Consider the following 21,140-nt stretch of genomic DNA (forward strand, 5'->3'; position numbering starts at 1 on the left):
GCGGTGCATCAGCCAGCACAAAGGCTGCTGACCCAACGCAATCGCGAGCAAGCTCGCTCCCACAAGGTTTTGTGTCAGGCCTGGGACTTGTTCAGAGGTTCTGCAAGGTTTCCAGCAGCACCTTCACCTTGGTAATCGACTCCTGATACTCGGCCTCCCAATCCGAGTCCGCGACAATCCCGCCGCCGCCCCAGCAGCATACCTGCCCATCCTTGACCAGCAGACTGCGGATGGCGATGGAGCTGTCCATTTCCCCGCGCACGTCCAGGTACAGCAACGAGCCGCAATACAGGCCGCGTCGGGTCGGTTCGAGTTCGTCGATGATTTGCATGGCGCGGATTTTCGGCGCGCCGGTGATCGAGCCGCCGGGAAAGCTGCCGGCAATCAGGTCGAGGGCGTCTTTACCCACAGCCAACTCGCCGGTCACGCTGCTGACCAGGTGATGCACGTTCGGGTAGCTTTCCAGGCTGAACAACTCCGGCACCCGTACCGAGCCGATGCGGCACGTGCGGCCCAGGTCGTTGCGCAGCAGGTCGACGATCATCAGGTTTTCCGCCCGGTCCTTGGGGCTGGCCAGCAGCTCGGCGGCGTGGGCCGCGTCTTCGCTGGGTGTTGTGCCGCGGGGCCGGGTGCCCTTGATTGGCCGGGTTTCCACCTGGCCTTCGCTGACCTTGACGAAGCGTTCGGGGGACAGGCTCAGCACCGCGCCGCCATCGGGCAGGCTCTGGAAGCCGGAAAACGGCGTCGGGCACGCCGTCCGCAGCGCCTGGTAAGCGGCCCAGGCATCGCCCTGGCAGGGCGCGCGGAAGCGCTGGGCAAAGTTGACCTGGTAGCAGTCACCCGCCTGGATATACGCCTGGATACGTTCGAAGGCCTGTCGATAGGCTTCGGCGCTGAGGTCGGGGGTCATCGGTCCTTCGAGGCTGAAGACGCCAACGGATGCCGCGGTCGGCTGGCTGAACAGCGCGATCAGGCGCTGGCGTTCGCCTTCGCCACAATGAGGGTGGAACACCAATTGGCTGGTGCCGGCCTGGTGATCGCTGACCAGCGCCCAGTCGTACACGCCAAAACGCGCGTCGGGCAGTTGCAGGTCGTCCTTGGCGTGGGAAGGCAAGGTTTCGAGGTGTCGGCCGAAGTCATAGCTCAAGTAGCCGATCAGGCCGCCGGCAAAGGGCAATTGCACCGTGGTCGGTAGTTCCGCGTCACCTAGCAGCGTCAGCTGAATACGCAGGCGTTGCAGGAAATCGCTACCGCTTTCGTCCGGCAACACCGCCAGTTGCACCAATGGCCAGGCGCTGAGCAGGTCGTAACGCCCACGTTCGGCACTCGGCCGGCCACTGTCGAGCAGCACGCTGCCAGGGGCATGACGGATCGCCGCGAAATACTCGGCGGGGTTGGCGCGGTAGGGCAGCGGGTGTACGGAGCAGGTTGGCATGGGCGGGGCAGGTCAGCCGTTCAGGCGGGGGAGCGATTGTAATCCCTCTGTAGGATTTGCTCCTAGAGGGATGTCGGAGATGGGCAAGTATGGGGTTATCGAAGATATTTGGGTGTGAACACTCTGTGGCGAGGGGATAAATCCCCTCACCACAGAGGGGGCAGCCTCAACCCTCAACCGGCGGAATATGCCCAAACAACGCCTGGGCAAACGCCACGCGTTCTTCCACGGTTTCGGTAACGCCGCGGGCCTTGAGTTCTTCCAGGTGGGCTTCCACCGCGTGGGTGCGCAAGGTCAGGCCGCAGTCGTTGGCGATCTGGATGTTCAGGCCTGGCCGTGCGTTCAATTCCAGGATCAACGGGCCTTTTTCCTGGTCCAGCACCATGTCGACGCCGATGTAGCCCAGCCCGCATAGTTCATAGCAACCGGCGGCCAGCTTCATGAATCCGTCCCAGTAGGGCAGTTGCACGCCGTCCACCGCGTTGGTGGTGTCGGGGTGTTTGGTGATGATGTTGTTCAGCCAGGTGCCGCGCAGGGTCAGGCCGGTGGCGAGGTCGACGCCCACGCCGATGGCGCCTTGGTGCAGGTTGGCCTTGCCGCCGGACTGGCGGGTTGGCAAGCGCAGCATGGCCATCACCGGATAGCCCATCAGTACAATGATGCGGATGTCCGGCACGCCTTCGTAGCTGATGCTCTTGAAGATCTGGTCCGGCGTCACGCGGTATTCGATCAGCGCCCGGTCACGGTGCCCACCCAAGGAATACAGGCCGGTGAGGATGCTGGAGACATGGTGCTCGATTTCCTCATGGCTGATGATCTTGCCGGACACCGTGCGATAGCGGCCTTCGAAGCGGTCGGCGATGACGATGATGCCGTCGCCGCCAGCGCCCTGGGCCGGCTTGATCACGAAGTCGGTGCGTCCGCCGATGATCTCGTCGAGCTTGTCGATTTCCTTCTCGGTGGAGATCACCCCGTACAGTTCCGGCACATGAATGCCGGCGGCGATGGCCCGTTCCTTGGTGATGATCTTGTCATCGACGATGGGGTACAGGCTGCGCTTGTTGTACTTGAGCACATAGTCGGCGTTACGCCGGTTGATGCCCATGATGCCCCGGGCTTCCAGGGCCTTCCAGGTCTTCCAGAAGCCGAACATCAGGAGTCTGCCTTGAGGAAGGCCTTGAACCGTACCAGCTCGGTCAGGCGGTAGCCGCGATAACGACCCATGGCCAGCATGAAGCCCACCAGGATCAGCAGGATCGCCGGGAAGGTAAACACGAAGTACACCAGTTCCGGCACGCTCATGATCAGGTGCGCCAGGGACGCGGCGAACAGGGTGCCGATGGCGACTTTCATCGCGTGGCCGGCGCCGCGTTCTTCCCAGGTGATGGACAGGCGTTCGATGGTCATGGTCAGGATCACCATCGGGAACAACGCCACCGACAAGCCGCGCTCCAGGCCCAGCTTATGGCTGAACAGGCTGATGGCGGCGATCAGCACCACCACGAACGTCAGCACCACCGAGAGCCTTGGCAGCATCTGCAGCTTGAGGTGCTCCAGGTACGAACGCAGCGACAGGCCCAGCGTGGTGATCACCGTGAACAGGATGATGCCAAAACCCAGTTGGGTCTCGCGGAAGGCCAGGGCGATCAGCACCGGGGTGAAAGTCCCGAGGGTCTGCAGGCCGATCAGGTTGCGCAGGATCAGGATCACCAGCACGCCGATCGGGATCATCACCATGATCATGAAGGTTTGCTGGGTCTGCAGCGGCAGGCCGTAGAGCGAGTATTCGAGGAAGTTGGCGTCGGTGTTCTCGTCCGTCAGCTTGGCCAGGCGAATGGCGTTCATTTCGCTGTTGTTCATGCTGAAGGTAACGGTGGCTTTCTTGCCGCCATCGACGGTGATCAGGTTTTCATCGCCGGTCCACCACAGCAGGCGGTCGGTGGGCAGGCCCTGTTCGCCGGTGTCCGGGTTGAAATACAGCCAGTCGGTGCCGTTGAAGCTGCGCAGCCACAGCTCAGGTGTCTGCGGCTGCTCGGCCACCAGGCGGATGGTGTGGACCTTTTCCACCGGCACGTGGGCGATGGACAGCACCAGTTCGACGATGCGCGCCTTGTTGGCCGAGGAAGGGTCGCCGGCCAGCAACAGCTTGACGTTGTCGTCGTTGAGGTTGTTGACCCGCTTGATCGCTTCGCTGATGAATGTCTCGACGTCGGCCGAATGCTGGCGGATCGGCGCGAGCAGGGCTTCGGCGGCCAGTTTCTCCGGGCCTTCGACGGCGATGCTGTCGCGGAAGGTCGGGCCCTTGACCTTGGTTTTCTCGGCGCTGTAGCGCTTGGTCAGCACCAGGCGGTAATACAGGGTCTGGTTGCCCTTGGCGCGACGGGCCGACCACGTCACCTTGCGGTTACCGTCGACCCGGTTCACCGCCACGCCGTAATTATTGGAAATGAAACTCTCGTTGAGGCTCACATAGTCGCGGCTCAGCGGTGGCACGAACATCTGGATCTTCACCGGGTCCTTGGCATTGGGCACGAACTCGACCTTGGCGTCGATGTTCCACAAGTCGTCGGTGGCGTCTTCGGTGACCGGAATGCCGAGCACGAAAATCTGATAGGCCGTCACCGACAGGCCCAGCACCACCAGGATGGCGATCAGCATTTTCAGATGGAGGGTAAGGGAGCGCATTGGAATTACTCTGCGGTTTGAGCGGCATTGGCGCAGGCGGGTTTGCCGGCAGCGTATTTAAGACTGGGGTCGACCAGCGCGTCGAAGCGCTTGAGCGCCTCGGAACCGATCAGCAACGGGTATTGGAAGGCGCTGCGGTCGGTCAGGTTCACTTCGATGCTGCGCAGGGCCGAGCCCATGCAGATGTCCAGTTCGATGACCGGCCGGGCCGTGTATTTCTTGCCTTCTTCCGGGTCGTAGTCACCGGCGCGGCGCTTGATCTTGCTGACCCGGGCCAGCGGACGTTCGATGGGGTGCGAGTGGGCCGCGTCGATGGCCAGGTAAAAGCGCACCCAGGATTCGCCATTGCGCTTGAAACGCTTGATGTCCCGGGCACTGAGGGACGCGGTCTTGGCGCCGGTGTCCAGCTTGGCGGCGACCTCCAGGTCGATGCCCTGCAGGGCGGCGTATTCGTTGAGGCCGTACACGGTTTTTTCACCCGCCACGGCAAGCCCCGGCAGGCACATGAAATAAAGAGCAGCGGTGAAGGGCTTGAGTGTCATAGATCCTGGTGCGCAGCGTTCCGTTTATCGGTTCAGGCCCTGGCATTACTGCACAAGCTCCCTGGGCAGCCTTCCCTATAAAAGGAGAGCGGCAAATCGCGCGGCATTCTAGCACGGTGGTTTTCTGACGCCACCGCTGGCCGGACGCTACGACGCATTCAAACGAGCGGTTATGGCGGATGGGCTTATTAGACGATTGTCGACAATGTTGATTTTTTCTTTGACGTTAACGTCGCTATTGGTTAGTTTTTGCCATATTGTTTTTAAAGGTGTCGACAATATGCTCGATCAGCTCGAACCCCCGGTGATGGCCCAGGACGATTCGGAGACCCTCTCCGAGAACGTCTTCCGACGTATCCAGGCCGCCATCGTCAAAGGCGAGATCGCCCCTGGCAGCAAGATCTCCGAGCCCGAGCTGGCGCGCACCTACGGCATCAGCCGCGGGCCGCTGCGCGAGGCGATCCATCGCCTGGAAGGCCAGCGCCTGCTGGTGCGTGTGCCTCACGTCGGTGCCCGGGTGGTGTCGCTGAGCCATGCCGAGCTGCTGGAACTCTACGAAATCCGTGAATCCCTCGAAGGCATGGCCTGCCGCCTGGCGGCCGAACGCATGACCCTGGAAGAAATCGACGAGCTGCGCCGGGTGCTGGAAACCCACGAACGCGATGCGGCGTTCCAGGCCGGTGTCGGTTATTACCAGCAGGAAGGCGATTTCGACTTCCATTACCGGATCATCCAGGGCAGCGGCAACCGCACCCTGACGCAAATGCTGTGCGGCGAGCTGTACCAACTGGTGCGCATGTATCGCATCCAGTTTTCCACCACGCCTAACCGTCCGCGCCAGGCCTTCGCCGAGCACCACCGGATTCTAGACGCCATCGCCGACCGTGACGGCGAACTGGCTGAATTATTGATGCGCCGGCACATCGGTGCGTCCAAACGCAACATTGCGCGTCATTTCCAGGACAGCGCCGCCACTGAACGAGGTGAGTCATGAGTTCCAGCAAGAGCACGCCAGGCCAGCGTTTCCGCGATGCGGTCGCCATCGAGCATCCGCTGCAAGTGGTGGGCACGATCAACGCCAACCACGCGCTGCTGGCCAAACGCGCCGGTTTCAAGGCGATCTACCTGTCGGGCGGCGGCGTGGCCGCCGGCTCCCTCGGCGTGCCGGACCTGGGCATCACCGGCCTGGATGACGTGCTGACCGATGTGCGCCGTATCACCGACGTGTGCGACCTGCCGCTGCTGGTGGACGTGGACACCGGGTTCGGTTCCTCGGCGTTCAACGTGGCGCGCACGGTCAAGTCGATGATCAAGTTCGGCGCGGCGGCCATTCATATCGAGGACCAGGTCGGCGCCAAGCGTTGCGGCCATCGTCCGAACAAGGAAATCGTCTCGCAGCAAGAGATGGTCGACCGCATCAAGGCCGCCGTCGATGCCCGTACCGATGACAGCTTCGTGATCATGGCCCGTACCGATGCCCTGGCGGTGGAAGGCTTGGAATCAGCCCTGGACCGCGCCGCGGCCTGTATCGAGGCCGGTGCCGACATGATTTTCCCGGAGGCCATCACCGAGCTTGAGATGTACAAGCTGTTCGCCAGCCGCGTGAAAGCGCCGATCCTGGCCAATATCACCGAGTTCGGCGCGACCCCGCTGTACACCACCGAACAGCTGGCCGGTGCCGACGTGTCCCTGGTGCTCTACCCGTTGTCGGCCTTCCGCGCGATGAACAAGGCGGCCGAGAACGTCTACACCGCGATCCGCCGCGACGGCACGCAACAGAATGTCATCGACACCATGCAGACCCGCATGGAGCTTTACGATCGCATCGACTACCACACCTTCGAGCAGAAGCTCGATGCGTTGTTCGCGGCGAAGAAGTAAGGCGCGACTCCCCTACAAATTCAAGAAAATGGAGACAGCAAATGGCCGAAGCAAAAGTACTCAGTGGCGCCGGGCTCCGCGGCCAGGTGGCCGGGCAAACCGCATTGTCCACCGTAGGCCAGTCGGGCGCCGGCCTGACTTATCGCGGCTACGACGTTCGCGACCTGGCGGCGGATGCGCAATTTGAAGAAGTGGCCTACCTGCTGCTGTACGGCGAGCTGCCGACCCAGGCACAGCTGGACGCCTACACCGGTAAACTGCGCCAGTTGCGGGACTTGCCCCAAGCCTTGAAAGAGGTTTTGGAGCGCATCCCCGCCGACGCCCACCCGATGGACGTCATGCGCACCGGCTGCTCGTTCCTGGGCAACCTGGAACCCGAGGAAGACTTTTCCGAGCAGCACGACAAGACCGACCGCCTGCTGGCCGCGTTCCCGGCGATCATGTGCTACTGGTATCGCTTCAGCCACGAAGGCCAGCGCATCGAGTGTGTGACCGACGAAGTGTCCATCGGCGGCCATTTCCTGCACCTGCTGCACGGCAAGAAGCCGAGCGAGCTGCACGTCAAGGTGATGAACGTTTCGCTGATCCTCTACGCCGAGCACGAATTCAACGCCTCGACCTTCACCGCCCGGGTTTGCGCCTCCACTCTGTCGGATCTGTTCTCCTGCATCACCGCCGCCATCGGCTCGCTGCGCGGCCCGTTGCATGGCGGTGCCAACGAAGCGGCGATGGCAATGATCGAGCGCTTCAGCTCACCGCAGGAGGCCATCGAAGGCACCCTCGGCATGCTGGCGCGCAAGGACAAGATCATGGGCTTCGGTCACGCGATCTATAAGGACAACGACCCGCGCAACGAGGTGATCAAGGGCTGGTCGAAAAAACTCGCCGATGAAGTGGGCGATACGGTGCTGTTCCCGGTCTCCGAAGCCATCGACAAGACCATGTGGGAGCAGAAGAAACTGTTCCCCAACGCCGATTTCTACCATGCCTCGGCGTACCACTTCATGGGCATCCCGACCAAGCTGTTCACGCCGATCTTCGTTTGCTCGCGCCTGACCGGCTGGGCCGCCCACGTGTTCGAACAACGCGCCAACAACCGCATCATCCGACCGAGCGCCGAATACACCGGCGTCGAACAGCGCAAGTTCGTGCCAATCGAACAACGCTGAGCTGGAGGGTTCTAGCCGCAGGAACTGGATACCCCCGAAACCCTGTGGGAGCGAGCTTGCTCGCGATTGCGTACTGACATTCAACATTAATGTCGACTGATACACCGCTATCGCGAGCAAGCTCGCTCCCACAGGGGCCGGGGTCGCTTCAAGTCCGGCGCCAACCCTTCTGAAACCACCGTGACCGAGTCCTGACGATGAACACAGAATTTCGCAAACCGCTGCCCGGCACTTCGCTGGATTATTTCGACGTTCGTGAGGCGGTGGATGCCATTCGCCCTGGCGCCTACGACGGCCTGCCGTACACCTCCCGCGTGCTGGCGGAGAACCTGGTGCGGCGCTGCGACCCGGCCACGCTGGGCGAGTCGCTGCTGCAACTGATCGAGCGCAAGCGCGACCTGGACTTCCCGTGGTTCCCGGCCCGCGTGGTGTGCCATGACATCCTCGGCCAGACCGCGCTGGTGGACCTGGCTGGTCTGCGCGACGCCATCGCCTTGCAGGGCGGTGACCCGGCGCAGGTCAACCCGGTGGTCCCGACCCAACTGATCGTCGACCACTCCCTGGCGGTGGAAAGCGGTGGTTCCGACCCGCAAGCCTTCGCCAAGAACCGCGCCATCGAAGACCGGCGCAACGAAGACCGCTTCCACTTCATCAACTGGACCAAGAAGGCCTTCAAGAACGTCGACGTGATTCCGCCGGGCAACGGGATCATGCACCAGATCAACCTGGAAAAAATGTCCCCGGTGATCCAGCAGCGTGACGGCGTGGCGTTCCCCGATACTTGCGTGGGCACCGACAGCCACACGCCGCACGTCGATGCCCTGGGTGTGATCGCCATTGGCGTCGGTGGCCTGGAAGCCGAAAGCGTCATGCTCGGTCGCGCCTCGTGGATGCGCCTGCCGGAAATCATCGGCGTCGAGCTGACCGGCAAGCTGCAACCGGGCATCACCGCCACCGACATGGTGCTGGCGCTGACCGAATTCCTGCGCAAGCAAAAAGTTGTCGGTGCCTGGCTGGAGTTTTTCGGCGAAGGCGCCAGTGCCCTGACCTTGGGCGACCGCGCGACCATTTCCAACATGGCCCCGGAATACGGCGCCACGGCGGCGATGTTCTACATCGACCAGCAAACCATCGATTACTTGAAACTCACCGGGCGCGAAGACGACCAGGTGCGACTGGTCGAGACCTACGCCAAGCAAGCAGGCCTGTGGGCTGACAAGCTCAAGGGCGCGCAATACGAGCGGGGCCTGACCTTCGACCTGTCGTCGGTGGTGCGCAACATGGCCGGTCCGAGCAACCCGCACGCCCGTGTCGCGGTGTCGGATCTGGCTGCCAAAGGCATTTCCGGCCAGTGGGACGATGTGCCGGGTCAAATGCCCGACGGCGCGGTGATCATCGCTGCGATCACCAGTTGCACCAACACCAGCAACCCGCGCAACGTGATCGCCGCCGGCCTGCTGGCGCGCAACGCCAACCGCCTGGGCTTGGTGCGCAAGCCGTGGGTCAAGTCGTCCCTGGCGCCGGGTTCGAAAACCGTGGCGCTGTACCTGGATGAAGCGGGCCTGACCAAAGAGCTGGAGCAATTGGGCTTCGGCGTGGTGGCGTTCGCCTGCACCACCTGCAACGGCATGTCCGGCGCGCTGGACCCGGTGATCCAACAGGAAATCATCGACCGCGACCTGTACGCCACCGCCGTGTTGTCGGGCAACCGCAACTTCGACGGGCGTATCCATCCGTACGCCAAGCAGGCGTTCCTCGCCTCGCCGCCGCTGGTGGTCGCTTATGCCATCGCCGGGACCATCCGCTTCGACATCGAGAAGGATGTACTGGGCGTGGTGGACGGTCGGGAAATCCGCCTCAAGGACATCTGGCCGAGCGACGAAGAAATCGATGCGGTGGTCAAGGCCTCGGTGAAACCCGAGCAGTTCCGCCAGGTGTACATCCCGATGTTCGCCATCCAGGAAGACACCGGGCCGAAAGTGACGCCGCTGTACGACTGGCGCCCACAAAGCACCTACATTCGTCGTCCGCCGTATTGGGAAGGCGCGCTGGCCGGTGCGCGGCCGCTCAAGGGTATGCGCCCGCTGGCGGTGCTGCCGGACAACATCACCACCGATCACCTGTCGCCGTCCAACGCCATCATGCTGGACAGCGCCGCGGGTGAATACCTGGCGAAAATGGGCCTGCCGGAAGAAGACTTCAACTCCTACGCGACCCACCGTGGCGACCACCTGACCGCGCAACGCGCCACCTTCGCCAACCCGAAACTGTTCAACGAAATGGTCCAGGAAAACGGCAAGGTCAAGCAGGGCTCCCTGGCCCGGGTCGAGCCGGAAGGCAAGGTCATGCGCATGTGGGAAGCCATCGAGACCTACATGGAGCGCAAGCAGCCGCTGATCATCATTGCCGGCGCCGACTACGGCCAGGGTTCGTCGCGGGACTGGGCGGCCAAGGGCGTGCGCCTGGCCGGTGTAGAGGCGATCGCCGCCGAGGGTTTCGAGCGCATCCACCGCACCAACCTGGTGGGCATGGGCGTGTTGCCGCTGGAGTTCAAGCCCGGCACCGATCGCAAGACCCTGGGCATCGATGGCAGCGAAATCTATGACGTGATCGGCGAGCGCACCCCGCGTGCGACGCTGACCCTGGTCATCACTCGCAAGAACGGCGAGCGCGTCGAAGTGCCGGTGACCTGCCGCCTCGATACCGCTGAAGAAGTGTCGATCTATGAAGCCGGGGGCGTGCTGCAACGCTTTGCCCAGGACTTCCTTGAATCGGCGGTTGCCGTCTAAATCACAGCTGCGGACACCCGGGGTGTCCGCTTGAGGAGCATCATGGCTCACGCACCGCAAATCAGAATTCCCGCTACCTATATGCGTGGCGGCACCAGCAAAGGCGTGTTCTTCAGCCTGCAAGACCTGCCCGAAGCGGCCCGCGTCCCAGGCGCCGCACGGGATGCCCTGTTGCTGCGGGTGATCGGCAGCCCCGACCCGTACGAGAAGCAGATCGATGGCATGGGCGGCGCGACGTCCAGCACCAGCAAGACTGTGATCCTGTCCAAGAGCACCCGGGCCGACCACGATGTCGATTACCTGTTCGGCCAGGTGTCCATCGACAAGCCGTTCGTGGACTGGAGTGGCAACTGCGGCAATCTGTCGGCGGCGGTCGGTTCATTCGCTATCAGCAGTGGTTTGGTGGACGCCGGTCGCATCCCACAGAACGGCATGGCCGTGGTGCGGATCTGGCAGGCCAACATCGGCAAGACCATCATCGCCCATGTGCCGATCACCGACGGCGCGGTGCAGGAAACCGGGGACTTCGAACTCGACGGCGTGACCTTTCCGGCGGCCGAAGTGCAATTGGAGTTCATGGACCCGGCCGCCGAGGAAGAGGGCGGTGGCGGCTCGATGTTTCCCACCGGCAATCTGGTGGACGACTTGGAAGTGCCCGGTGTTGGCACCTTCAAGGCGACGCTGATCAACGCCGGGATCCCGACGATTTTCATCAATGCCCGGGACGTTGGTTACACCGGCACCGAATTGCAGGGCGCCATCAATGGCGATCCCAAGGCATTGGCCATGTTCGAAACAATCCGCGCCCACGGCGCCTTGCGCATGGGCTTGATCAAGCACCTGGACGAAGCCGCCCAGCGCCAGCACACACCGAAAGTGGCGTTCGTCGCGCCGCCGGCGGACTACGTTTCATCCAGCGGAAAAGCCGTCGCGGCCGGGGACGTTGACCTGTTGGTGCGGGCGCTGTCCATGGGCAAGCTGCACCACGCCATGATGGGCACCGCAGCGGTGGCCATCGGCACCGCCGCGGCGATTTCCGGCACCGTGGTCAACCTCGCGGCCGGCGACATCGAACGCAACGCGGTGCGTTTCGGCCACCCGTCCGGCACCCTGCGCGTCGGCGCCGAGGCCAGTCAGGTCAACGGCGAATGGACAGTGAAAAAAGCCATCATGAGCCGCAGCGCGCGGGTGTTGATGGAAGGGTTTGTGCGGGTGCCAGGGCAAGCCCTGAGCTGAGTTGAACCCTGTGGGAGCGAGCCTGCTCGCGATGGCGGTGTGTCGGCCGACATCAATGTTGGATGTGCCGGCCTCATCGCGAGCAAGCTCGCTCCCACAGTGGATCTGTGGTGAGCACAGAATCTTCGAACATCCACGATCAACCCTGTGGGAGCGAGCCTGCTCGCGATGGCGGTGTGTCAGCCGACATCAATGTTGGATGGGCTGGCCTCATCGCGAGCAAGCTCGCTCCCACAGGGGACTGCTGTCAGCCTCCGGTCAGTGCGGTGACCACCAGCCTTACATTACTTTCCAGCTCCGCCACCGGATCGGCCCCGTCGGTGCTCAACACCAGCAATTGGCTTCCTCCCTCTGTGATGGCTGCCTTCAGCGCATCCGAGGGCTGGCGATGATGCAGCACCAGCGCGACGTCATTGTCTTTCAACGTCGCGCTCAACTGCTTGAGGGCTTCGTCTGTCCATTCGGCGTCGGGCCGGACATCGGTGCTGATTGCGTCCAGGTTGAGACCGCTGATCAGGTAGCCGAAATGCTCGCTCAAGCTGACCACGCTGAGGTTATCGGCGCTGGCGAGGCGTTTTTCGCTGTCGGCGCTGAGTTTGAGCAGGCGCTGCTTGAGGGCCGCCAGGTTGGCGTCGATCTTCGGTTTGTCCGCCGGGGCCAGGCGCACCAGGTCGGCGGCGATCACGTCGGCCATGCGACCCAGGTTATGGCTGGCCATCCACGGCTGGCTCGCCAGGCCGTCGGCCATGCCCGGTTGCACGGCGATACCGGGCAGGGCACCGTCCACCGGGCGCGCGGCATCGACTTCGACGATGCGGATATTGCTGCGTCGCGCCATGGGGTACAGCGGATCGTCCGGCCATAGCGAGCGCAGCCCGATTACCCCGTCAGCATCGCTGGCCAGTTTGCTCAAGGTCGGCGCGCCACGGCCGCTGAAGTAGGCGCTCTGCCGGGTGCCGGGCAAATTGGCGGGCGCGGCCCGCTCCAGGCTGACCTCGGTGCCCTTGAGCAAGGCCTCGCCCAATCCGTAGGTGACCGGCAACGATGCCAGCAGACGGACCTTTTCGCTGGCGAATGACGAAGTAACAGCCACGCCGCATAACGCGACGGCCAGGGTCAGTTGTCGCAATGAAAAAACCATTTATCCAAGATTCCCTTTGAGGCTGGGGACGACACCGCGGGCGATGGCGCTCAGGGCGAAGACGATGCCGGCCACCAGGATGATCGCAGCGCCGGACGGGATCGGCAGGTCGAACACAATTGGCGCGAGAATCCCGCACAAGGTGCTGGCGGTGGCGATCAGCACTGAACACCAGAAAAAGCCTTTCAATGATTGGCTGAGCAGGCGTGCCGCCGCAGCCGGAATCACCAGCAACGCGCCCACCAGAATGGCGCCGATGACTTTCACCGCCGCCACGGTGATCAGCGTCACCAGGATCACGAACAAGTAGTCCAGCGTCTTGACCGCCACCCCGCGCACCGCCGCCAGTTGCGGGTTGAAGCTGGCGAGCATGATGCGGTTGTACAGCGGCAAGGCCAGGGCCATCACCAATGAGCCGACCACCGCCAGCACCAGCAGGTCGTTGCCATTGACCGTCAGCACCGAACCAAACAGCACGTTCTCCAGGATGTGCACGTTGATCTTGCCCGCCAGGATCAACAGCAGGCTGGCGCCCAGGGCCAGGGACACCGACAGGAAGACGCCGATCAACGTGTCGGGCGCCAGGCCGGTGCGGTTGCGCAGGTAATTGAGCAGGATGCCGAATAACAGGCAGTAGCCGAACAGGCTGCCGTAAGGCCCGGTGTAGGGTTCGCCGAGCAGGATGCCGATGGCCACGCCGGTCAGCGCCGCATGGCCCACCGCCTCGGAGAAAAACGCGAAACGCTTGACCACCACCAGCGTGCCGAGACCGCCCAGCACCGGGCCAATCAACAACCCGGCCAGCAACGCATTGACCACGAACCCATAGGCCAGCGCTTCGGGCAGGTAACCGGACGAGGCCCAGCCCTGGACCATCAGACGAAAGGCTTCATAACTCATCAGGCAGCGCTCCCGTTCGTGCGCGGATGGGTGGAAAACAGCGTCAGCAGGCGTTCTGGAGTCAAGGTCTGGCGGGGCGGGCCGTCGAACAGCACCCGGCGGTTCAGGCCGGTGACACGGTCGGCCAGGCGCCCGACGGCTTCCAGGTCATGTTCGATCCACAGCACGGTGATCCCGGCTTGGCGCCAGTCCTGCAGCAACTGCTCGAACACCTGGATGCCGGCCTCATCCAGGGCCGACATCGGTTCATCCAGCACCAGCAATTGCGGCGAGGGAATCAACCCCTGGGCCAGCAACACCCGCTGGCGTTCACCGCCGGACAGCGCGCCCATGCGCCGCTTGCGCTTGTCCGGCATGCCGACCCGCTCCAGGGCCTGTCCTATGGCGCCGGCGTAATGCTTGCTCAAGCCGAGAAAGGCCGGCCGCCGCTGACACATCGCCGCCATGAAATCGTCCACCGTCATGGGCAGGCCCCGGTCGAACTCCAGCGCCTGGGGCACGTAGCCGATCACACCGGGCTCGCCCGGCCATTGCAGGCTCAGGCGTCCCTGGTGCGGCATCTGCCCCAGCAACGTCTTGATCAGCGAACTCTTGCCGCCACCATTGGGGCCCACCAAGGCATGGATGCTGCCGGGCTCCACTTGAAACGCCACGCTGTCGAGAATGGTGGTGCGGCCCAGGTTCAGGCTGACGTCGGCGAACTCAATCAAGGGGCCGACGCGGTGCAGGGTGAGGGTTTCCTGGACGGTCATGCGCCAGACTCCTGGATGGCCCGGACCACGGTATCGAGGTTGCCGGCCATTTCCTTTTCGTACTTCTCGGGGCTGTAGTCGCCGTAGGAAATGTGCGAGAGCGGGTACAGCTTCACGCCCGATTCACGCTGGATGGTGTCGACGTAGGTGGACGGGAAATCCATCTCCGAGAAGATCACCTTCACGTCCAGCTCGCGCAGTTGGTCGATGGTCTTCTTCAACTGGCTGGGGCTCGGTTCGATGCCATGGGCCGGCTCGACCACGGCGGTCACTTCCAGGCCGAATTCGCGCAACAGGTAGTCGTAGGCGGCATGCACCGTGGCGACCCGCAACTCGGCATTGGGGGCCTGGGTCAGCTTCGCCAGGGCGGCGGCGCGCATCTGCCGCAGGCGCTTGCCATAGGCGCGGGCGTTCTGGGTGTAGGCCTTGGCATTGTCCGGGTCGAGCTTGCCCAACTCCCGGGCGATGTTATTGACCTGGGCAATGGAGGCGCTGATGGACAGGAAAGTGTGCGGGTTCACGACCTTGCCCGCGCCACGGGCCGCCGTGCCGGTGGCGGCCAGCAGGGGCACGTTTTCATTGGCCTCGATCACTTTCACGTTCGGGGTTTCGCTGGCGGCGATCATGCGGTCGGCGAAGTCGTCGTGGCCCACGCCGTTGAGCACGATCACGTCGAGACCGCTGATGCGCTTGATGTCCTCGGCCCGTGGTTCATAGGCATGGGGGTTGAAACCGGCCGGGATCAGCGGCACGACCTCGGCCTTGTCGCCGACGATGTTGGCCACATAGCTGTAATAAGGGTGCAGGGTGATGCCGATGCGCAGGCGCTTGGCTGTTTCGGCGTACGCCTGCGAGGTAAACAGGCAGGCCAGCAGGCCGATCGACAGCAGGCGCAGCAAGGGGCGGCGTTGGGATGCAATAGGCATGGGCAAACGGTCTTCTCTCGAATGAAGGCGTGGGATCAGTGCCGGTGCTGGCGGGTCACGCCGGCATCGAATTGCGCGACGATCTGTTGCCAGCCGGCGGCGGACAAAGCGGCGTCGTCCAGCGCGGTAGGTGTCGCGAGGCCATTGCTGCGGTTGAGCCAGATGTCCGGTGCGGCGTCGGACGCTTCGCCGATGCGCATCAGAAACGAACCTGCGACGGAAGAGTTGGCACTGGCGCCGAAGTAGGCCTGGTCCTGCAGCTGCTGCCAGGCGTGGCCGCCCCGGCTGACAGCGCTGGCGTCCTGTGCGAACGGCGCGAAGCCTTCTTCGGCCAGGGTTTGCGGGCCGGGCAGGGTGGGTTGGTCTTCGCGCAGCAAGCGGATTTCATCCAGGGTCACCCGCAGGTCGGCGTAGATGCCCTGCTCGGCGGCGCTGAGGTCGCGGCGGGCGTCGAGTTGGTTCGAGGCCAGGTGCGTGGTGTCTTCGGCTTTGCCATGCCAGGCCACCACGGACCCGGCGACCAGTACGATGACCAGGCACAGCAGCAACACATACAGGGTTTCATGGCCCGCGCCAGCGGGGCGGATGACTTGAGTCGTGGTGTTGGTCATGGGGCCTCGATGTCGGCTTGGTCGATTTCCACAACGTGGCCGGGGCCGGCGTCGAAGAGCACGTAGAACTCAGCGTCCGGCTTCTTGAAGGTCAGCTTCGAATCGGCGCCGAGCTTGCCCGGGACGAGGATGGTCTCGTCATAGCCGATCACGTCCAGGGTCACTCCGGGCGCGCCGCTGCCGTCGGAAAAACCGCCGGTACATTGGATCTGCTCGGCGTCGATGGCCTTGCATTCGCACATCGGGTTGTGGGCCAGGGCGCTGGTGCTTGCGCCTGCGCAGAACAGCAACGCCAGGCCGTTGGATAAGGCGCGGAGGGTCATGGTTTGGGTCCTTGGTTCTTCAGCCAGGCGACGGTGGCCGGGGAGGCCTGGCTCAGGGGAATGGAGGCCTGGTGCATCGAACCGTCCCAACCCTCGAGGGTTATCCACAGTTCGGCATCGGGCTGGGTCTTTGGCGGGACCGGCAACAAAGCGCTCATGCGATAGGGCGAGCCGAAGAAAATCACCCCGGCGGCCCTTAGGCTGCGAGGTTTGCCGACGCGCAGGTAGGTGGCCTTGACCTCGCCGATACAGCGTTCGCACAGGGCCGCGTTGAAATGTTTCATAGGCCCGGCAGGTCCCTGGACACGTGGAGCTTCGTTGCGAAATTCCGCCAGGCGCAGGCTCCAGGGACCGACCTGGACTTCGCCGACTTCCCGCTCGCCAAGCCCGGCGTCCCCGCGAAACAGTGCGGCTTCGGATAAATATTTGGGCATGAACCCCAGGGGGATCAGCAACAACAGCACGTTGAGGTGGAAGCGCCATTTGTGCCAGAACAGGCTCAGGCGTGACGGTGATGAAGTGGTATTGGACGGATTCACAGGCTGCCCTCCGACGACTCACGGTGGACCAACGGCTGCAATGCCTGCGCGATGCGGGTTTCACGGGAGGATTTCTGGCTGCGCTTGAGGGCATTGGCGGTGGCCAGGGCCGTGCGTTTGGTCCAGATCAGCAGCCCGCTGAGAACCATCATGCTCAGGACCAAACCGAAGAAAAACCAGATGAGCTTGATCCAGATGCCGCCGAAATCCCCTGTGTGCAACGGACGCATGGATTCGGTAACGAATTCCAGCGTCGTGCGGTCGGACAGCAGCCGTGAGGCAGCGACGTCGCCGTTGTAGGGGTTGATGGTGGCGGTCTGGAACATCAGCGGATACCAGCCGCGGCCGCCGATTTCCAGATGGCTGTAGGCATTGCCGGGCAGGCTGACGAAACTCGCTTCCAGGCCCGGGATGCGTTGTTGGGCGATTTCAATGGCCCGGTCCAGATTCAATTGCGGCGGAGCAAGACCATCGGCCGACAGCGGAACGCTTTCACGCGCCACCACCGGAATGACTGGCGCACTGGAAATGGAAATCTGATTGTCGGATAGCAAGGCTTCGATCAGGAACCAGGTGCCGGTGATGGAAATCACCGCGATGAACCAGATCGACCAGATGCCGCTGAGCCGATGGAAATCCCCCCAGAAAATCCGTGCGCCGTGGCGGATCCGCAGCGTCGGACGGAAAAAGCCTTTCCAGAAACGCTTGTAGACCACCAGCCCGGTCACCAACGAGGCCAGCAACGGCAGCCCCAACAAGGACACCAGGTACCAGCCCCAGCTGTAGCCATTGGTGAACGGCACCAGCCACCAGCCATGCAGGGCTCGGGTAAATCCCCTGAAGTTGAACGTCGGCGCCGAGCCTTGGATGACGCCGCTGTAGGGGTTGACGTAGACCTTGTCGGGGCGTCCGTCGGGGTAGGTCACGCTGACCTCCAGCGCAAAGTGCGACTCGTCCGGGCGGACGATGCCTTGCACCTGGGTTTGCGGCTGGGCGTGCTTGATCGCGGCGATCACCTGGTCATAGCTGAGCAGTTGGGCATCGTCCGAGGGCTTGCTGGCGCGCATCTCGGGGTTGACCAGCCAGACAATCTCCTGGCTGACCACCGCGAGGGTGCCCGTGACGCAAACGATGAGCACGAAAAACCAGATGGGCAATGCCAGCCAGCTATGGACCAGGAACCAGAGTTTGGAGCGGGACTTCTTCGACATGATTGAACGTCTTGATTCGATGAAAGGTTCGGTATTACGGGCTTCGCAATACCGTGAACCGCAAAAAAGCAGACCGTGGCTTTTGCCGACGCGGCCTACTGCATCTAATTAAGACGAACGAGCGATGGAAATCCCGAAGAGGAAGATGAAAGAAAATGTTTCGCGTGGTAGGAGCTGCCGAAGGCTGCGATCTTTTGATCTTTCGCTTGAGACTCAAGTGTCAGGGGAAAGATCGCAGCCTCGTTGCGCTCGACAGCTCCTACGGGGCGTAACCCCGCGGGAGCAATGGTACGTCAGCCTTGTTGAAACATCTCCCTGGCTCGTTGCTCGATCTGTTCCTGGCTCAGATCTTCCTTGTGCGTCGCCAGGAACCAGAGATGCCCATAGGGATCTTTCAAGGTGCCGGTACGATCGCCGTAGAACTGGTCCTTGACCTCGGAAATCACTGTGCCACCGGCAGCAATGGCCTGGGCAAAGGCGCTGTCCACGTCGTCGACATATAAATGCAGGCCGACCGATGGCGATTGGTCCGGGTTGCTCAGCGGGCCCTGGTCGCAAGGCGTGCCGAGCATGATCGGAAACCCGTTGATCCGCAGTTCGGCATGCCCGATGCCGCCGTCGGGCATGGCCAGGCGCATGACCTCGGTGGCATTGAAGGCTTTTTTGTAGAAATCGATGGCTTCGGCAGCTTTTTGAATGCCCAGGTAGGGCGTGATGTTGTGGAAACCTTCGGGAATGGCTTTGACGCCCATGACGGTTCTCCTTGTTGTTATGGGAGGCGAAGAGAGTCTTCGTCGGTTTTGCGCCCATCCACTATAGGCCAGCAGCCGTATACAGGCCCTCGGCCCGACGAACGTCTCACGACTATTCCAGCAGATGCGCCCCCGGTCCCTGTTGGCCTAGCACGTCGCCCTGATTGCGCAGCGGGCAAGCCTCCATCGACAGGCATCCGCAGCCGATGCAGCCGTTGAGTCGATCGCGCAGCGTCATCAATTGGTTGATGCGCTCGTCCAGGTCCCGGCTCCACTGCGCCGACAAGGTCTGCCAGTCGGCGGCCGTTGGCGCACGGTTGTCCGGCAGGTTTTTCAACGCCTCGCCGATTTCCGCCAAGGGAATGCCCAGGCGCTGGGCAACCTTGATCAGCGCCACGCGGCGCAAGACTGCCCGTGAGTAGCGACGTTGATTGCCCTGGTTGCGCGTGCTTTTGATCAGCCCCTTGGATTCATAGAAGTGCAGGGCCGTGACCGCCACGCCGCTGCGTGCGGCCACTTGGCCAACGGTAAGTTCCTTGTGGACATCGATCTGCGTCATCGCCTCAATTCACTGCTTGACCTCTAGTTAACTTGAGGTTTTACCCTGCACGCGTTCGGATCGCAAGATCCGCCTTACGTGCAGAGGGGACCGTTCATGCAATCACCAAGGAACAATCGCAGTTTCACCCAGTTGATGGAATTCGATATCGAGCCTCAATGGCAGCAGGCGCTGGTAACCGCCTTGTCGGAACAGACCGAGCGCCTGGCTCGGGATCACCAGGGGTTCCTGAATGCCAGTATCCAGGCCAGCGAGGATGGTCGGCGGGTGCTCAACTATTTGCAGTGGCAAACCCGCGAGGCAGGCGAGGCGGCGCTTCAAAGCTTCGAAAGTGGCGAGCAGGATTTCTGGCGGCTGATCCAGGCTCATCGAGCCAAAGCCGTGACGTTCGGCTCGTTCCAAGTGCTGCGCAACATCGAGCGCAGCCTGGACCACGCGCTGCATTGCCAGTTGGTTGACTGAATGCGGCGGCTGATCCGCAAAGGCAATAGCCACTATCGAGAGGGTTGATTTCTGCGGCGCAGGGCTGGCGGGTAGCCTTTGTTCATCGCCCAACTCCAGAACACCGGACACTTGCCATGAACCGTACCTTTGTTGTTTTGCTGCTGTTGACCGCCACTCTCCTGGGCGGTTGCGCCAGTTCTTCCCCGGAGCTGCGTCCCTACACCGCCGACGAGACCCGCGAACTGGCTCTTGAAGCCTTGAATCGTCGCGGCCTCTCGTTCGATGAGTACCACGCGAAAAAAGCCGAGTTGCTCGGTTCGTCGCAGAAAAACGTGGGTTTCGACGATCAGGGCCAGATGAGTGCCGAGCGGGTCGAGCAACAGCCAGGCCGGTCAAGCTGAGGGACTGTACCGCTTAAAGTTTTGCCCAACTGTCCGTGGGTTTGCGCCAAGGCGTGGGGTAGGGTCATGACTTGACTGACCGCCCTGATGGACTGACTTGAAATGACCCTTTCGCTTGACCTGCTGCTGGGCTTCGCCCTGTTTGCCCTGGTGACCTCGATCACGCCTGGCCCTAACAACACCATGTTGTTGGCCTCGGGTGTCAATTTCGGTTTCAACCGCACCATTCCTCACATGCTGGGTATTACCTGCGGCTTCTTTTCCCTGGTGCTGGCGGTGGGCCTTGGCCTGGGCGCGGTGTTCCAGACTTATCCACTGCTCTATACCGCGCTGCGCTACATCGGCGCGGCGTACCTGTTGTACCTGGCGTGGAAAATCGCCCACTCCGGTCCGGTTTCGGAAAGCCAGGCGGGGGACAATACGCCGATCAGCTACTGGGGCGCAGCGGCGTTCCAATGGGTCAATCCCAAGGCCTGGATCATGGCCATCGGTGCCATCAGTACGTACACGCCACTCCAGGGGTATTTCTTCAACGTGTTGGTGATTGCGGCGGTGTTTGCCCTGATCAACCTGCCAAGCGTGAGCCTGTGGGTAGTGTGCGGCAGCCTGTTGCGCAACCTGTTGCGTGATCGTCGCTGGTTGCGCGTGTTCAACTGGGGCATGGCGCTGCTGTTGGTCGCTTCGCTGTATCCATTGTTGCTCGAAAGCATCAGTTGAGGGCTGAGCTTCGCCGCGATGCCTGCTAAGCTCGCTGTTCAGGAGCGTTCCTACGCACTTTTAAACGAAGTCCGACTTCTTTAAGGTCTTTGATCAGGTATTGCTAGTCTCGAACCCAACGAGGGCG

22 protein-coding genes are annotated in these 21,140 nt (G+C 62.5%); 8 read left to right on the forward strand and 14 right to left on the reverse strand.

Annotated features, from left to right (window positions below):
* Positions 1-91 precede the first annotated feature (91 nt).
* From pabB to KGA89_RS22345, 4 genes are all read right to left on the reverse strand, one after another.
* Entirely contained in the window at positions 92-1,435 is a 1,344-nt protein-coding gene (gene pabB / locus KGA89_RS22330) for an aminodeoxychorismate synthase component I (protein WP_223472557.1), read from the reverse strand.
* A 166-nt stretch (positions 1,436-1,601) separates the two neighbouring features.
* On the reverse strand, positions 1,602-2,588 hold the full coding sequence (locus tag KGA89_RS22335; RefSeq protein ID WP_013693958.1) for an alpha-L-glutamate ligase-like protein: 987 nt from the start codon (positions 2,586-2,588) through the stop codon (positions 1,602-1,604).
* A complete protein-coding gene (locus KGA89_RS22340) occupies positions 2,588-4,120 on the reverse strand; it encodes an inactive transglutaminase family protein (RefSeq protein ID WP_003204068.1) in 1,533 nt (510 codons plus the stop codon). Before KGA89_RS22340 ends, KGA89_RS22335 begins: the two co-directional genes overlap by 1 nt.
* Positions 4,121-4,125: 5 nt before the next feature.
* The gene (locus tag KGA89_RS22345; protein WP_003204066.1) at positions 4,126-4,662 is read right to left on the reverse strand and encodes an ATP-dependent zinc protease; all 537 of its coding nucleotides are present in this window, start codon (positions 4,660-4,662) and stop codon (positions 4,126-4,128) included.
* A gap of 280 nt (positions 4,663-4,942) precedes the next feature.
* Between KGA89_RS22345 and KGA89_RS22350 the strand changes: the two genes are divergently transcribed.
* The 5 genes from KGA89_RS22350 (at position 4,943) to prpF (ending at position 11,737) form a co-directional block, all read left to right on the forward strand.
* Positions 4,943-5,656 (forward strand): GntR family transcriptional regulator, encoded by a 714-nt coding sequence (locus tag KGA89_RS22350; RefSeq protein WP_223472558.1) that lies wholly within the window; start codon positions 4,943-4,945, stop codon positions 5,654-5,656.
* Entirely contained in the window at positions 5,653-6,543 is an 891-nt protein-coding gene (gene prpB / locus KGA89_RS22355) for a methylisocitrate lyase (protein ID WP_223472559.1), read from the forward strand. The genes KGA89_RS22350 and prpB overlap by 4 nt, the downstream gene beginning before the upstream one ends.
* A gap of 41 nt (positions 6,544-6,584) precedes the next feature.
* Complete coding sequence (prpC, locus tag KGA89_RS22360; RefSeq protein WP_013693956.1) at positions 6,585-7,712, forward strand: 2-methylcitrate synthase; 1,128 nt, start codon at positions 6,585-6,587, stop codon at positions 7,710-7,712.
* A gap of 197 nt (positions 7,713-7,909) precedes the next feature.
* Positions 7,910-10,501 (forward strand): Fe/S-dependent 2-methylisocitrate dehydratase AcnD, encoded by a 2,592-nt coding sequence (acnD, locus tag KGA89_RS22365; RefSeq protein WP_003204057.1) that lies wholly within the window; start codon positions 7,910-7,912, stop codon positions 10,499-10,501.
* A gap of 42 nt (positions 10,502-10,543) precedes the next feature.
* Positions 10,544-11,737 carry a 2-methylaconitate cis-trans isomerase PrpF gene (gene prpF / locus KGA89_RS22370; RefSeq protein ID WP_223472560.1) on the forward strand — a complete coding sequence of 398 codons (1,194 nt, stop codon included), beginning with the start codon at positions 10,544-10,546 and terminating at the stop codon, positions 11,735-11,737.
* 247 nt (positions 11,738-11,984) lie between these two features.
* Here prpF and KGA89_RS22375 read toward each other — a convergent pair whose 3' ends face one another.
* The 10 genes from KGA89_RS22375 to soxR all read right to left on the reverse strand — a co-directional run bounded on the left by KGA89_RS22375 (position 11,985) and on the right by soxR (position 19,451).
* Positions 11,985-12,878: a metal ABC transporter solute-binding protein, Zn/Mn family gene (locus tag KGA89_RS22375; protein ID WP_223472561.1), complete on the reverse strand. Its 894-nt coding sequence runs from the start codon at positions 12,876-12,878 to the stop codon at positions 11,985-11,987.
* Positions 12,879-13,778, reverse strand: a complete 900-nt coding sequence (locus tag KGA89_RS22380; RefSeq protein ID WP_223472562.1) for a metal ABC transporter permease — start codon at positions 13,776-13,778, stop codon at positions 12,879-12,881.
* Complete coding sequence (locus tag KGA89_RS22385; RefSeq protein WP_223472563.1) at positions 13,778-14,530, reverse strand: metal ABC transporter ATP-binding protein; 753 nt, start codon at positions 14,528-14,530, stop codon at positions 13,778-13,780. The genes KGA89_RS22380 and KGA89_RS22385 overlap by 1 nt, the downstream gene beginning before the upstream one ends.
* Complete coding sequence (locus tag KGA89_RS22390) at positions 14,527-15,456, reverse strand: metal ABC transporter substrate-binding protein (RefSeq protein ID WP_028237427.1); 930 nt, start codon at positions 15,454-15,456, stop codon at positions 14,527-14,529. The genes KGA89_RS22385 and KGA89_RS22390 overlap by 4 nt, the downstream gene beginning before the upstream one ends.
* Positions 15,457-15,491: 35 nt before the next feature.
* Entirely contained in the window at positions 15,492-16,067 is a 576-nt protein-coding gene (locus tag KGA89_RS22395) for a DUF6162 family protein (protein ID WP_003204044.1), read from the reverse strand.
* Complete coding sequence (locus tag KGA89_RS22400) at positions 16,064-16,390, reverse strand: hypothetical protein (RefSeq protein WP_003204043.1); 327 nt, start codon at positions 16,388-16,390, stop codon at positions 16,064-16,066. Before KGA89_RS22400 ends, KGA89_RS22395 begins: the two co-directional genes overlap by 4 nt.
* Positions 16,387-16,929 carry a thiamine pyrophosphate-binding protein gene (locus KGA89_RS22405; protein WP_223472564.1) on the reverse strand — a complete coding sequence of 181 codons (543 nt, stop codon included), beginning with the start codon at positions 16,927-16,929 and terminating at the stop codon, positions 16,387-16,389. Before KGA89_RS22405 ends, KGA89_RS22400 begins: the two co-directional genes overlap by 4 nt.
* On the reverse strand, positions 16,926-18,140 hold the full coding sequence (locus KGA89_RS22410) for a PepSY-associated TM helix domain-containing protein (protein WP_223472565.1): 1,215 nt from the start codon (positions 18,138-18,140) through the stop codon (positions 16,926-16,928). Before KGA89_RS22410 ends, KGA89_RS22405 begins: the two co-directional genes overlap by 4 nt.
* Before the next feature lie 293 nt (positions 18,141-18,433).
* The gene (locus tag KGA89_RS22415) at positions 18,434-18,892 is read right to left on the reverse strand and encodes a VOC family protein (RefSeq protein WP_223472566.1); all 459 of its coding nucleotides are present in this window, start codon (positions 18,890-18,892) and stop codon (positions 18,434-18,436) included.
* Positions 18,893-19,004: 112 nt separating this feature from the next.
* Positions 19,005-19,451 (reverse strand): redox-sensitive transcriptional activator SoxR, encoded by a 447-nt coding sequence (gene soxR / locus KGA89_RS22420; protein WP_003204035.1) that lies wholly within the window; start codon positions 19,449-19,451, stop codon positions 19,005-19,007.
* Between the two features lie 96 nt (positions 19,452-19,547).
* Between soxR and KGA89_RS22425 the strand changes: the two genes are divergently transcribed.
* The 3 genes from KGA89_RS22425 (at position 19,548) to KGA89_RS22435 (ending at position 21,013) form a co-directional block, all read left to right on the forward strand.
* Positions 19,548-19,913, forward strand: coding sequence for an antibiotic biosynthesis monooxygenase (locus KGA89_RS22425; RefSeq protein ID WP_223472567.1), 366 nt, complete (start codon positions 19,548-19,550; stop codon positions 19,911-19,913).
* Between the two features lie 116 nt (positions 19,914-20,029).
* A complete protein-coding gene (locus tag KGA89_RS22430; protein ID WP_223472568.1) occupies positions 20,030-20,296 on the forward strand; it encodes a hypothetical protein in 267 nt (88 codons plus the stop codon).
* 102 nt (positions 20,297-20,398) lie between these two features.
* Positions 20,399-21,013 (forward strand): LysE family translocator, encoded by a 615-nt coding sequence (locus KGA89_RS22435; RefSeq protein WP_223472569.1) that lies wholly within the window; start codon positions 20,399-20,401, stop codon positions 21,011-21,013.
* Positions 21,014-21,140: the final 127 nt, after the last annotated feature.

Source organism: Pseudomonas sp. A-RE-22 (genome assembly GCF_019956035.1).
In the GTDB taxonomy this organism is placed as follows: Bacteria; Pseudomonadota; Gammaproteobacteria; order Pseudomonadales; family Pseudomonadaceae; genus Aquipseudomonas; species Aquipseudomonas brassicacearum.

Excerpts from the sequence above, each read along its gene's own strand:
- pabB (WP_223472557.1), bottom strand. The coding sequence starts at position 1,435 with ATGCCAACCTGCTCCGTACACCCGCTGCCCTACCGCGCCAACCCCGCC.
- KGA89_RS22335 (WP_013693958.1), bottom strand. The coding sequence starts at position 2,588 with ATGTTCGGCTTCTGGAAGACCTGGAAGGCCCTGGAAGCCCGGGGCATC.
- KGA89_RS22340 (WP_003204068.1), bottom strand. The coding sequence starts at position 4,120 with ATGCGCTCCCTTACCCTCCATCTGAAAATGCTGATCGCCATCCTGGTG.
- KGA89_RS22345 (WP_003204066.1), bottom strand. The coding sequence starts at position 4,662 with ATGACACTCAAGCCCTTCACCGCTGCTCTTTATTTCATGTGCCTGCCG.
- KGA89_RS22350 (WP_223472558.1), top strand. The coding sequence starts at position 4,943 with ATGCTCGATCAGCTCGAACCCCCGGTGATGGCCCAGGACGATTCGGAG.
- prpB (WP_223472559.1), top strand. The coding sequence starts at position 5,653 with ATGAGTTCCAGCAAGAGCACGCCAGGCCAGCGTTTCCGCGATGCGGTC.
- prpC (WP_013693956.1), top strand. The coding sequence starts at position 6,585 with ATGGCCGAAGCAAAAGTACTCAGTGGCGCCGGGCTCCGCGGCCAGGTG.
- acnD (WP_003204057.1), top strand. The coding sequence starts at position 7,910 with ATGAACACAGAATTTCGCAAACCGCTGCCCGGCACTTCGCTGGATTAT.
- prpF (WP_223472560.1), top strand. The coding sequence starts at position 10,544 with ATGGCTCACGCACCGCAAATCAGAATTCCCGCTACCTATATGCGTGGC.
- KGA89_RS22375 (WP_223472561.1), bottom strand. The coding sequence starts at position 12,878 with ATGGTTTTTTCATTGCGACAACTGACCCTGGCCGTCGCGTTATGCGGC.
- KGA89_RS22380 (WP_223472562.1), bottom strand. The coding sequence starts at position 13,778 with ATGAGTTATGAAGCCTTTCGTCTGATGGTCCAGGGCTGGGCCTCGTCC.
- KGA89_RS22385 (WP_223472563.1), bottom strand. The coding sequence starts at position 14,530 with ATGACCGTCCAGGAAACCCTCACCCTGCACCGCGTCGGCCCCTTGATT.
- KGA89_RS22390 (WP_028237427.1), bottom strand. The coding sequence starts at position 15,456 with ATGCCTATTGCATCCCAACGCCGCCCCTTGCTGCGCCTGCTGTCGATC.
- KGA89_RS22395 (WP_003204044.1), bottom strand. The coding sequence starts at position 16,067 with ATGACCAACACCACGACTCAAGTCATCCGCCCCGCTGGCGCGGGCCAT.
- KGA89_RS22400 (WP_003204043.1), bottom strand. The coding sequence starts at position 16,390 with ATGACCCTCCGCGCCTTATCCAACGGCCTGGCGTTGCTGTTCTGCGCA.
- KGA89_RS22410 (WP_223472565.1), bottom strand. The coding sequence starts at position 18,140 with ATGTCGAAGAAGTCCCGCTCCAAACTCTGGTTCCTGGTCCATAGCTGG.
- KGA89_RS22415 (WP_223472566.1), bottom strand. The coding sequence starts at position 18,892 with ATGGGCGTCAAAGCCATTCCCGAAGGTTTCCACAACATCACGCCCTAC.
- soxR (WP_003204035.1), bottom strand. The coding sequence starts at position 19,451 with ATGACGCAGATCGATGTCCACAAGGAACTTACCGTTGGCCAAGTGGCC.
- KGA89_RS22425 (WP_223472567.1), top strand. The coding sequence starts at position 19,548 with ATGCAATCACCAAGGAACAATCGCAGTTTCACCCAGTTGATGGAATTC.
- KGA89_RS22430 (WP_223472568.1), top strand. The coding sequence starts at position 20,030 with ATGAACCGTACCTTTGTTGTTTTGCTGCTGTTGACCGCCACTCTCCTG.
- KGA89_RS22435 (WP_223472569.1), top strand. The coding sequence starts at position 20,399 with ATGACCCTTTCGCTTGACCTGCTGCTGGGCTTCGCCCTGTTTGCCCTG.